This is a genomic window from Pseudoalteromonas piratica, from assembly GCF_000788395.1.
GTDB classification, from domain to species: Bacteria; Pseudomonadota; Gammaproteobacteria; order Enterobacterales; family Alteromonadaceae; genus Pseudoalteromonas; species Pseudoalteromonas piratica.
The window spans coordinates 844621-856023 of the sequence record NZ_CP009889.1 but is presented as its reverse complement, the minus strand read 5'-3'; the positions used below and the strand labels follow the sequence as shown (position 1 = coordinate 856023).

The 11403-nt window shown below is 35.0% G+C and carries 13 protein-coding genes; 11 read left to right on the top strand and 2 right to left on the bottom strand.

What is annotated here, in order from left to right; all coding sequences use genetic code 11:
* The first annotated feature begins 217 nt into the window (after positions 1-217).
* From OM33_RS18585 to OM33_RS18560, 6 genes are all read left to right on the top strand, one after another.
* Entirely contained in the window at positions 218-634 is a 417-nt protein-coding gene (locus OM33_RS18585) for a helix-turn-helix domain-containing protein (RefSeq protein WP_040135848.1), read from the top strand.
* Positions 635-681: 47 nt separating this feature from the next.
* Complete coding sequence (locus OM33_RS18580; RefSeq protein ID WP_040135846.1) at positions 682-1170, top strand: hypothetical protein; 489 nt, start codon at positions 682-684, stop codon at positions 1168-1170.
* Positions 1171-1329: 159 nt separating this feature from the next.
* Entirely contained in the window at positions 1330-1923 is a 594-nt protein-coding gene (locus tag OM33_RS18575) for a potassium channel family protein (protein ID WP_040135844.1), read from the top strand.
* Positions 1924-2107: 184 nt separating this feature from the next.
* Positions 2108-2791 (top strand): hypothetical protein, encoded by a 684-nt coding sequence (locus tag OM33_RS18570; protein ID WP_040135842.1) that lies wholly within the window; start codon positions 2108-2110, stop codon positions 2789-2791.
* A 409-nt stretch (positions 2792-3200) separates the two neighbouring features.
* On the top strand, positions 3201-3707 hold the full coding sequence (locus OM33_RS18565) for a hypothetical protein (RefSeq protein WP_040135840.1): 507 nt from the start codon (positions 3201-3203) through the stop codon (positions 3705-3707).
* 120 nt (positions 3708-3827) lie between these two features.
* Positions 3828-4199 carry a hypothetical protein gene (locus OM33_RS18560; protein ID WP_040135838.1) on the top strand — a complete coding sequence of 124 codons (372 nt, stop codon included), beginning with the start codon at positions 3828-3830 and terminating at the stop codon, positions 4197-4199.
* A 364-nt stretch (positions 4200-4563) separates the two neighbouring features.
* Here the strand turns inward: OM33_RS18560 and OM33_RS18555 are convergent, their stop codons facing one another.
* Positions 4564-4836, bottom strand: a complete 273-nt coding sequence (locus tag OM33_RS18555; protein ID WP_040135836.1) for a hypothetical protein — start codon at positions 4834-4836, stop codon at positions 4564-4566.
* Between the two features lie 493 nt (positions 4837-5329).
* Between OM33_RS18555 and folE the strand changes: the two genes are divergently transcribed.
* On the top strand, positions 5330-5971 hold the full coding sequence (gene folE, locus OM33_RS18550; protein ID WP_040135834.1) for a GTP cyclohydrolase I FolE: 642 nt from the start codon (positions 5330-5332) through the stop codon (positions 5969-5971).
* A gap of 38 nt (positions 5972-6009) precedes the next feature.
* Here folE and OM33_RS18545 read toward each other — a convergent pair whose 3' ends face one another.
* Positions 6010-6420: a hypothetical protein gene (locus OM33_RS18545; protein ID WP_040135832.1), complete on the bottom strand. Its 411-nt coding sequence runs from the start codon at positions 6418-6420 to the stop codon at positions 6010-6012.
* A 177-nt stretch (positions 6421-6597) separates the two neighbouring features.
* On the opposite strand from OM33_RS18545, the gene OM33_RS18540 reads away from it, so the two are divergent.
* The 4 genes from OM33_RS18540 to OM33_RS18525 all read left to right on the top strand — a co-directional run bounded on the left by OM33_RS18540 (position 6598) and on the right by OM33_RS18525 (position 11397).
* The gene (locus OM33_RS18540; RefSeq protein ID WP_040135830.1) at positions 6598-7446 is read left to right on the top strand and encodes an endonuclease/exonuclease/phosphatase family protein; all 849 of its coding nucleotides are present in this window, start codon (positions 6598-6600) and stop codon (positions 7444-7446) included.
* Positions 7433-7789, top strand: coding sequence for a DUF5329 family protein (locus tag OM33_RS18535; protein ID WP_040135828.1), 357 nt, complete (start codon positions 7433-7435; stop codon positions 7787-7789). Before OM33_RS18540 ends, OM33_RS18535 begins: the two co-directional genes overlap by 14 nt.
* 243 nt (positions 7790-8032) lie before the next feature.
* Positions 8033-9841: a DEAD/DEAH box helicase gene (locus OM33_RS18530; RefSeq protein ID WP_040135826.1), complete on the top strand. Its 1809-nt coding sequence runs from the start codon at positions 8033-8035 to the stop codon at positions 9839-9841.
* Between the two features lie 146 nt (positions 9842-9987).
* Complete coding sequence (locus OM33_RS18525; protein ID WP_040135825.1) at positions 9988-11397, top strand: COG3014 family protein; 1410 nt, start codon at positions 9988-9990, stop codon at positions 11395-11397.
* The last annotated feature ends 6 nt before the right edge of the window (positions 11398-11403 follow it).

Below are 11403 nucleotides of genomic sequence, written 5' to 3'. Positions count from 1 at the left end.
GTATAAATATGGCTCGTTCGCCCCTTGCTAAACCAAAATAATGTTTAATTTAACGCTGATGCATCAGCACTCCCCCCTAATACTAATAGGGGGGGAGCAAAAATTTAACCGCATATGCACTTATACACATTACAAATGTTTACAGACTGAGATTGTATACAAAAATGTTAGATTATTTACTCAAGACCTTAACCACTGAAATATAAGGAGTTAGACAATGGTTAAGGTAGACTTTCAAAGTCAATTCTACTCACTATTCGGTTTAGACTACGAACTTGCATCTAAAAAGCTTGGTAAATCTCCAAGGCAAATAAGGCGTTATATTGAAACTGGTCGTGTATGCCCTACGGTAAAAATTCTTGTAGATATTATGTATCGGGGATATTTACCCAATTCAAATGGCTGGCAAGATGCATTTATCGATAAAGATGGTGTTATGCACTCTCCTTACGGCAAAGTTACATCAGGTGATTTAACCTACGTACACAATTATAAATGGGCAGCACATAGAGCAACTGAACAACTTAAAAATGCTAGAAAAAGGATCTCTGAATTAGAACAACTCTCAAACAGTGATGAAATCCAAGATGCACTTTTAGATATTGTTGCTAAATTAGCTAGAAAAACTGGTTAGAATACTTTAAGTTAGGTGCATGCTTACCTAACTTATTTTGCATTTAAATGGATTTATTAATATTTTCGGTTAGTTCACTTTTACAGCTTTACACTGATTCAGTACATGATCATTTCACTGATATTTACGGTGCTGAAATGAAGACAAAGACCGTTCAATACCAAGGTCATAATATTTCTTATTCATACCATCTTTGGAAGTTAAAATCGGATTCAGTTTGTGCTAATAAAAAGCAAGATTTTACTAATTATTCTAGCTGTACCGTCAGTGCACAGTCTCTCTTCAATGATATTTGCCAGCATCTTGAAATGAACCCTAAGCAAGGTTGGCGTTATACAAAAACTAAGAACATGTACTGTAATGCATCATTAAATTATAAGCCCGTAATAGCACAGGTTTCATTTTCTACCGGTCAGGATAATAAGGAACTTGAGAAAGCATGTAGCACCGCAATTTTGAGATACATGCAAACAAATCATGATAAAGACAAAAATATACGGGATGAGGTTTGTGCTAAGGCTAAAAAATCACGATAAAAAGTCAATTTTTTAAAATTATCTCAATGTAATAATAACCAAAAGCAATATCTATTTGATTTTTAGTCAATAAGTTAACATCGTAATTTTACATCTTACAAGGTTATTAATTTTGTAAGGTTTTATTATAAAGTTTGTACATATGATAACGGAGCCATTTTGTTAAGATTATTTTTTTCTAATACTGTTTTTCTTTCGCTTCTTTCTTTATTTTTAATTGTTATCTTTCAACCTTTTTTTGATTGGTATAGTAGTTGGGTATTAAATACATTTACTGAGAAAACTTGGCTAGAAAGTACCTTGACGTCCTTTTTTAATATTGTTAATGCTCTCCTAATTTTGTTCCCTATTTATATTATTTTAATAGGTTTATACAAATACCCGATTGCTAAGCGTTCCTTAAAAGGAATAGTTAATTTATACATTAGTGTTATTTTGGTTTTTTCTTCAATATATTTTTTTATGAACACAAATGAATTCAGCCCAACGTCAGATCGTCCCTTTAAAGGTATGACCATAATATATTCTAAGGTGAAAAATCCTCCTTTTTCCACTGTTGATAATTCAAAACTTCTTCCTGCAGCAATTGATAGTTTTCATTACAGTGTAGTTACTATGACAACTGTTGGATATGGAGATATGTATCCAACAAAGTGGTATTCTAAATTAGTTGTTGATATTCAATTGTTAATAGGCGTTCTACTTATCGTAATTTCTATAAATAGTTATTTTTCTGAACGAAAAATTAATTAAGTTTAAATGTTAAGTTCTTCTAATAACAATAAAGCGGGAATAGAAATGTTTGTTTTGTATAATATTTAGCATCTATTAAAGTCAAAGTTTTATGAGCATCAGATTTTTACAAAGTCGGATCTCTAGAAAACCTATATCTTTGTATTTAATTTTGTAACTGAAAATATATTGCAGCCATATAATAATGAAACCATCTATAGAAAATCTTTGTTGTCTTATTAAGTTTGTTCCAGAAAAGTATGTTAAAAGCGTCATGGATGAAGGCTTGCTTTATATGAATACTCTTAAATATTTCAGAACTTATGAAGATAGTGATGAAGCATTAAGAGGTGACAAATATGAAGGATTGTCAGCGAGTTTCCTTCCTGATCAAATACATATTTCTGTTAATGGTAATAAAATTGATGGGATAATTGGAAAAGTTGATGTTCGGCCACATCATGTCGATGAAATTAAACTTTTTTGTATGACTGCTCTAACTCATGACATATTATTCGATGGTTTTGTTTTAGATCGTCGTTTTGCAAATTTTGGAGATAAAGCAATAATAATCGAAGGGAAAGGATTAGTTTCATTTTTTCAAATGCTTAGAAACCGAGTAAAAGATGACCAATCTGTATATGCAATCGATTCAACGTTCAAAACTAATGGTTTCGTAGAGTATGTTGACAGAAATCACCACCACAAAGAACTAACTGTTTTTCATAAGTTTAAAGAGTATAGTTGGCAGCATGAATTTAGGATCGCATTTGAAAGACCCGAACATGAGGGCCCTTTCCCGCTTTATATAGGCTCGCTTAAAGACATTGCATACGTAAAAGATACTAAGGAAGTGCTAGAAACAAAGTATTCGTTAAAAGGCTTTTAAAAAGTTTATCAATTAAAATCACAACGTTTAGTTTGCATTTTAAGCCTTTAATTTTATTCGAAGCTACCTGCCTTCTATCAGGGCTTCACCAATCACAGTTGTTGACATAAAGCTGAAATAACACTCTTAATTTAATTATCTACCCATCAGTAATTAGCCAACAATAGCCATTTAAATATTTTCTCAGAACTGATTTTATATCCAGTTCTATAAGTTTCTCTAGTATTCAGGAAAACGACCCATTTGGTCGTTTTTATCTTATTCATAATTTCTATCATGATTAAAAGTATATATGTAGCAACAAGTTAGTAATTATGATAGAACTGGGACAATGATTAAAAGAACCTGCGGCTCGGTACAAAAACGACCCATAGGGTCGATATTAAATTGTTAGGCAAATAGAGTATTCATGGAAGCTTTTTTAACAAAATATGGATCATGGTTTTTTATAACCTTTATGGTTTTAGGGGTTATCCCCATTTTGCAGTACGACACTATTCTAAATGAGCCTTTCTTTTTCGCATTTGATTATTTAACAATTCCTGTATTGATCGTTTCGTATTTTCTCTATTTCACAACATTTCCAAAGTACCGAAAACAAGCAGGTGACATAAAAGGCTGCCTTTGGGTGTTTATGCTTTGCTGCTTATTTATTTTAATGAGTCAAGGCTATGTTATGTATGTAAATGCAACCTTTGGCACTCAATTAGATACGAAACTTGAAGGTAAAATTGTTGAATTAGACACTTATACAAGTAACAAAGGCGGAACAAGTTACTATGTGTATATCGATAACACGGCTACTGGTGAAATATTGAAGCTAGACGTGTCAAAGAGGCACTTCGATAAATTAAAGGTAGGCAATAATTACTCAGAGATTTGGAAAACAGGTTCATTAGATATACTGTATCGATAATATGCCTAACAAACGCATTAACGCATGGACTAATAAAGCTTGGCTTGGTTCGTGCATCACCAATTTTAGCCAAGCATTTATGCGCCCATTAGTAAGGCGTTATGTTTACAAGGTAGTTCCGTGATTCGTTTTAGTCCCGAAATTGTAGAAATACTAAAAAGTGCGCTGAGTGACTTATATGTAGATTCAGTTTTGCTCTCTTCTTATGGGATTGGCTTTCAATTCTGTGATGTAAATATTCATTGTAATGAGCGTGTTTTTGCGAATATAAATGGCGCGTTGTATGAGTGGGATGATGCACCAAGTAATGCTCCATGGGGGGCACTTGGCAGGCAGAAGTTTTCTGATGTAAGTTTATCGTCACCAAATTTACTCAAAATCATTTTTAAATCTGGCGATTATATTGAAATCGAAACATTAGAAAGCCAATATGAGTCAGTCATTATTAAATTCCCGTCAAAAGACCAAGAAGTAATAATGGAAACTTTCTAATAAAAGTAAACATAACAAGCTGTTGAATAGTGGCCAAAATTCAGCTGGCTGATTTCGCTCCGCTCAAGATTATAGCCAACTAAATTTTGCCCATTAACAGGGCGTTACGAATAACTGAAATTGTTACATATTCTAATTTTGATTTAATTCTTTTGGCAATATGACAATTCAATTAAAGCTAATAACTGACTAATAAAAAAGGGAAATATTCACATTTCCCCTTTTTTACACATCGTACATTATGGGAATTTAAATGGCATTTTGAATATTTCGATATGCTCATCAAATTAAATTGGGCTATAAACAAAAAAGGTTTTGTATTTTTATCTACAAAACCTTTTTTACAAACTATTAGTTTTAAGCATTAAGAATCATATGTTTCTTGTATTGCCTTGATATGAATTATATGTTGTTCCGATGCGGCTTCAATATCCTCGAACTGTTCTTCTAGAATACCGGTAGAAATACCAAGTGTGATAACAAGAGCAGATAAAATAGTTACTGAGACTTTTGTTTTTCTGCTTGTATTAGTAAAGAAATAATAAACAAGCCATAGCAAAAATAAATAAACAACAATTTGCCAAGCGTAATTAAAAAGGGATTGAATTAAATCCATAACATGTACTTCTTTACTCATAGTGACTTCATTCTACCAAGAAGCCATTTTAAAATCCTATTTATTTTTATCCGCGCGTTTAGCTAAAAAACGACCAAAGAGATTCAAAATAAATACAAAAAGAATTACCACAGAGAGTAAAGCGAGAATTTTCATGTAAAAGCACTGACTATTTATTCACAGATATTATGAAACTACCCTACTTTTTATTTGAATTCTAGTTATAACGTTAAAACAAATGGTTATGTAAATTAGATATAAGTATAAGGGGAGCAATTAATTAATAAGTTGTAAATATCGCTTTTCCACGACTTAAAATGTACAAATTACCACCAAACACGACCTAGTAATCTATAGTATTCACTTTTCTAATTGAGTAATTCCCTATTTTCACTAAAATAACCCTCTAATTTAGCGTCGTAAACACCAACTGATGATCAAAGTAATATCGCAATACGTATTACACTTTCATTAAATTGGAAACAGGCATTCACATGCCACAATAGGAATTAAGATGATTTCATCTGAAGCACAATTAGTAAAACAAGCGTTATTAGATGCAGGTTTAGAAACGCCTCTAAAGGCTACAGAATTCTCTCCAGAACAAAAATACGAACGCATCAAAGGGTTATTTACTGAAATTGTAGACACTTTAGGCTTGGATTTAGAAGACGATAGCTTAAATGAAACACCACATCGCATAGCAAAAATGTATGTTCGTGAAATTTTTGCTGGCCTTGATTATGAAAACTTTCCAAAAATTGCATTGATTGAAAATAAGATGAAAGTTGATGAAATGGTGAAAGTGAATAATATTTCGCTAACAAGCACCTGTGAGCATCATTTTGTAACGATTGATGGCTATGCAAAGGTGGCATATATCCCAAATAAAAAGATTATCGGGCTGTCAAAAATAAACCGCATAGTACGTTTTTTTGCACAACGTCCTCAGGTACAAGAACGTCTTACGCAACAGGTTTTAATTGCTTTACAAGCATTATTAGAAACTGACAATGTAGCCGTTTCAATCAATGCGGTTCATTATTGTGTTAAAAGTCGTGGTGTTATGGATGCCACATCGGAAACGGCAACCACGGCATTAGGCGGTGCATTTAAGTCTAACCCCAATACACGAGCAGAGTTTTTGGCAGGATAAAAATAAGGTGTGATAAGCTTTCTTATCACACCTTTTTTTTAGCTTTTTGTTTGAACTTGTTTAACAAACTCTGAAACTGGTAAGCCATTACATCTTAACGCTTTAATCTTAGCTGAGCGTTTTGAAACCGCTTTAATTCCTAAATCAGCTGCTTTTGCACACAGTTGTGTCGCGCTGCTGTCATCAACTAAATCGAATTTATCCGAAGATTGCTTTGATGTTTTTTTAACATCAGCAAACTGCTTCAACGAAATGCCATTACACTCAATGTCAGAGAAATGTTTACTGATGAACACACCTTGTGTTTTAGCATATGATTTTGCCGCTTTAAATCCATCTGCTTTGGCTACATTACATACTGACGTGTAAAATGTATTTGGTGCAACATCGTTACTTGCGAATGCAACTGATGATGCAGTGAGAGAAAGTACTGTAACTAGTTTAAGCATAATATAGCTCCTAAATGAATTTTGAGCGAATTATATACACTGAATTTAGATAAACAATGAAAATATTAGTCAAAAACAAACTGTCTACAAATTAATCTAGTTCAGTGTACATTAAGCTCACATTTGTAACAGTTCATTAGCAACACAACCTGTTTTGTTTGATAAATGAGCCGAAATATGAAATATAAATGGTCTTTGGTTACATTTTTTTTCTGCTTACCTATGTTTAGTCACGCTGAAAATAGATGTAATCAAATTGCAGCCAGCACAAAAAGCCTAACTAACTCGGATAGCATAAAAGTTATGACCGCAAACCTTGCTCATGGTCGTGCTACTAATTTTTCACAGCTAACAACGTCAACAAATGAGATAAAGCAAAATCTCAATGCTATTTCGTCTTTTATTCAATTAAAAAAACCGCACATTCTCGCGCTACAAGAGTTAGATGCACCTTCTTGGTGGAGTGGCAATTTTAACCATGCTAGTCACATTATGCGTCACTCACAATTTAATTCTTACACAGTCACAAATCATGTGAATGCTTGGTGGGGAACTTACGGAACAGAGCTTTTTTCGACCCTCGCTATGAAAAATTGCAGTGGGGTTACATTTAAACCTAGTTTTCCAACAACGAATAAGGGGTTTAGCTATGGCGAAATACTATTAGAACCCGATATAAGTGTAGGCATTGTTTCACTGCATCTTGATTTCTCTAGGGCATCGGTCCGTTCAAAACAAATTGAAGAACTGAAATTACATTTAAATCAGAATAAAAAACCGCTTATTATTATGGGTGATTTTAATACAGACTGGCGATGGCAAGATTCGGTAATCAAAACACTTCAAGATAAATATCGATTAAAACTTTACAAACCTAATTCTAAAACACTAGATACATTCGGCAATAAAAGACTCGATTGGATTATGGTTTCAGAACATTTTAGTTTTAAACACTATGAAAATGTCGGCAATGGTTTATCCGACCATATGTTTGTGATGGCAGAGGTGATTTATGAGACTAACTAAATTACTTTTATTAATCTTGTTACTAGTATCGTTTTACTGCTCATCTAAAATGCCTGATGAGATCAGTTTTTTAATTGAGCAAGTTAGAAACAGTAACTGTACTTTTATACGTAATGGAATCGGGCACTCAGCAAATAAAGCAGCAGATCATCTCACACTGAAATACAATAACGCTTCACGATTTGCAAATAATGGCCACACCTTTATAAAAAACCTTGCCAGCAAAAGTTCATTCACTGGTATTAGCTATAAAATAAAATGTGACAATAAAGTAGTAACTTCTGAAAAATGGTTAAAAATACGATTGGCAGAGTATCATAAACAATCAGAGAGCCTTAAATAGCTTGCAATGTCCTCTAATTACTGTATAGTGCACCGTCTCCGGCAAGCGCTGTGTTTTGGGACTTTATCAGCCAAGCGTCGGAAATAACGCTTTAAATGCGTTACTGTGTGACGAGGTAAAGACCAAACATAACTATTGAGCTACAGCTCACTGGTGCTATATGCTGCCATGTATATTTCTACATTTGGCCTCTACCTCCGTGTATCTTAATTAGGCGAAAGCCGCAAAAAAGTTGAGTAGTAGATGTCAAACGACAAAATTTTATTCGAAGAACTATCCCTTCCTACCCCTATCCTTAGCGCGATTACAGAACTTGGTTTTGTAGAGCCTACACCGATTCAACAACAGTCTATTCCGGCGTTACTTGCAGGCAATGATGTACTTGGCGAAGCACAAACAGGTACAGGTAAAACAGCTGCATTCGGTTTACCATTGCTTGCTCGTATTGATGAAAATATAAATGCACCACAAATGCTTGTGGTATGTCCTACACGTGAGCTTGCTATTCAGGTAGCAGAAGCAATTACAGATTTTGCTAAAAACATTCGTGGTATTAATGTAGCGACTGTTTATGGTGGTCAATCTTATACAATTCAAAACCGCGATTTAAAACGTGGTCCACAAATTGTAGTTGGCACACCAGGCCGCATGATGGATCACATTGAGAAAGGTCGTTTAAATTTAGATAACCTTAAAGCATGTGTTCTAGATGAAGCTGATGAAATGCTTAACATGGGCTTCTTAGACGATATTGAGTGGATCCTTGATCACGTTCCTGAAGACACTCAGATGGCGTTTTTCTCAGCAACAATGCCGGCGCCAATTAAAAAAATTACATCACAGTTCTTAACTGATCCTGTACATGTAAAAATTGCTGTTGAAAAACAAGCAAAAGCAAACATTACACAACGCGCATGGCGTGTTGGCGCAATCGGTAAAACAGCTGGTCTTGAGCGCATTGCTGAAGTTGTAGATTATGATGCAATGATTGTATTTGTTCGTACTCGTAACGACACACTAACGTTAAGCGAACACCTAGTAAGCAAAGGCTTTAAAGCTGCGGCTTTAAATGGTGACATGCAACAGCAAGATCGTGAGCGTATTGTAGACCAACTTAAAAATGGTCGTATTCACATACTAATTGCTACGGATGTTGTAGCACGTGGTCTTGATGTTCCACGTATCAGTCATGTTATTAACTACGACTTACCATTCGACAGCGAATCATATGTTCACCGTATTGGTCGTACTGGTCGTGCTGGTCGTGAAGGTGAAGCGATTTTATTTGCATCACACCGTGAAATGCGTTTATTAAATCGTTTAGAACGTGCTACTGAAGGTCAAATCACACCATTTGATATGCCTGATGCAAGCCAGTTAAGCAAACACCGTATTGAAAAGACAAAAGAAAAGCTTGTGAGTGTTGCTGCAAGTCCTAATCTTGAGAAATACGCTGAAGTATTAGCGAAGTTTACTGAAGAAACTGAAATCACTACGGAACAACTTGCTGCAGCAATGTTATACCAATTGCAACAAAAACTACCATTATTCCCACAAGCTGATCCGGTAGATAAGCGTGGTGAACGCCGTGGTCGTGATGGTATGCGTAATGACCGAGGTGATCGTCGTGGTCGTGAAGGCGGACGCGAGCGTCGTAATTCTGGTGACTTTGCTACTTACAAATTTGCTGTTGGACGCGCACAAGGTGTAAAACCAAGTGATATCGTAGGTGCAATCGCCAATGAAGTGCGTATTAATTCGCGTGAAATCGGTAACATCAAACTATTCGATAATCACTGTCATGTTGAATTACCAAAGTCACTTCCGGGTCAAGGCTTTGAGAAGTTAAAGAATGTGACAATTCGTCGTCATAAAATTAACCCTAGCCTCGTTGAGGGTGCATCACACAGTTCAGGTTATGATTCTGAAAATCGTGGTAAACGTCCACCTCGTAAGCGTGAGCGTTTTAATGATGATCGTTCAATGAAAACGTTTAAAAAGAAATCGAATAAACCAAGAAGAGAAGAACGCTCAGTTCCTACATTTAACTAATAGCGCCTTCTGACTTATAAAAGCCATGCATTGCATGGCTTTTTTGTAATAAGAATCTTACAAATTTCAACAACAAAAAACGTGAATTCCCCCTACTCTCAACACATAATATAACTATTAAATTAAGTTGTTTTATTAGGTCACATTTGCGTTTTATAAATCCTTTGGTTATCACTTGCTTTTTTATTACAAGCTTAACTGCCTGCAGTAGTTTTTCGGGTAGCCAATTATTCACAACCTATAACCAGCAAATTGAACCGGTAAGGAATGCGTTACAACAAAACGATGTATTAAATGCATCAGCATTACTACCTTCAGTCTCAAGCAATAATGTTTCCTACACGCTAAATCAACTGGAAAAAGGCCGTGTGTCTCAACTCAATCAAAATTTTACTCAGAGTAAACACGATTTTGAGATTGCGCTAAGCCAAATAGACTCGCAAAACTTCGCCGCAAATATAGAAGTTAGCAAAGGACTCGAAACCACCGCTTCATTTATCACTAACGATAATATTCGTGAATATCAAGTACCCTATTATGAACAAACTATGGTGCATACCTTACAAGCTTTAAATTTTATTGCACTGAACGACATTGAAGCGGCGTTAGTTGAAATAAGAAGAGCTAATTTAACTCAAGAGCAAGCGCTTAAAGCAAATACGAGTACTTTAGAAAAAGCAGTGCAGAATGCAAATCTTGATCTAAACGATCTTTATAACAGTTATCCAAGTATGGACGGCATTATCGGCAATGTGAAAAATGGTTTTCAAAATGCATTTACCTTTTATTTATCAGGTTTTTTATATGAAGCCGTTGGCGAATATAACTCTGCTTATATAGATTACAAACGTGCAATCGAAATCTTTCCAGACAATATCTATTTACAAAACGATGTATTACGGTTAGCAAAATATTTAGCATTTAATGATGAATATCGTATGTTTAAACAACAGTTTAACCGTGATTCCACTCATAATAATCGGTCGTTAAGTCCTGTACTCATTGTGTTCGAACAAGGTTTGGCACCTCAGAAAGTAGAATCACGAATTGACTTACCCATTTTTACATCTCGTGATGAAATGCGTTTTTACAGTGTTGCAATGCCGAGCTATCACGACAATTATGCAAATCATTCTCCTCTATTGTTAGAGTATGATGAGGCTCAATTAAACACGCAACCAATAGTTAGGCTATCGTCCCTTGCTGCTAAAGATTTAAAAGATCGCATGCCAGGTATAGTTGCCAGACAAATCACACGCTTAATTGCGAAAGAAGAATTTCGCCAACGCGCAGCAAAGAATGGTGGCGATTTAGGTAATATCATTGCTACGCTTTACAACCTTGCCAGTGAACGTGCTGATACACGTTCATGGCTCACACTTGCTGACAATTATCAAATTGCAAAGACTTATCTGCCACACGGTGAAAATACTCTGAATCTAGTATTTAATGGTGTAACCCACCCCATTACTTTTAGTACCCAAGCCAAACAGTCGGTTTTAATAAAAGTTGTCTCCATTGGCTCAACATTTAACACTTCTGTTTACACGATATAGGTGAAG

Excerpts from the sequence above, each read along its gene's own strand:
- OM33_RS18585 (WP_040135848.1), top strand. The coding sequence starts at position 218 with ATGGTTAAGGTAGACTTTCAAAGTCAATTCTACTCACTATTCGGTTTA.
- OM33_RS18580 (WP_040135846.1), top strand. The coding sequence starts at position 682 with ATGGATTTATTAATATTTTCGGTTAGTTCACTTTTACAGCTTTACACT.
- OM33_RS18570 (WP_040135842.1), top strand. The coding sequence starts at position 2,108 with ATGAAACCATCTATAGAAAATCTTTGTTGTCTTATTAAGTTTGTTCCA.
- OM33_RS18565 (WP_040135840.1), top strand. The coding sequence starts at position 3,201 with ATGGAAGCTTTTTTAACAAAATATGGATCATGGTTTTTTATAACCTTT.
- OM33_RS18555 (WP_040135836.1), bottom strand. The coding sequence starts at position 4,836 with ATGAGTAAAGAAGTACATGTTATGGATTTAATTCAATCCCTTTTTAAT.
- folE (WP_040135834.1), top strand. The coding sequence starts at position 5,330 with ATGATTTCATCTGAAGCACAATTAGTAAAACAAGCGTTATTAGATGCA.
- OM33_RS18545 (WP_040135832.1), bottom strand. The coding sequence starts at position 6,420 with ATGCTTAAACTAGTTACAGTACTTTCTCTCACTGCATCATCAGTTGCA.
- OM33_RS18540 (WP_040135830.1), top strand. The coding sequence starts at position 6,598 with ATGAAATATAAATGGTCTTTGGTTACATTTTTTTTCTGCTTACCTATG.
- OM33_RS18535 (WP_040135828.1), top strand. The coding sequence starts at position 7,433 with ATGAGACTAACTAAATTACTTTTATTAATCTTGTTACTAGTATCGTTT.
- OM33_RS18530 (WP_040135826.1), top strand. The coding sequence starts at position 8,033 with ATGTCAAACGACAAAATTTTATTCGAAGAACTATCCCTTCCTACCCCT.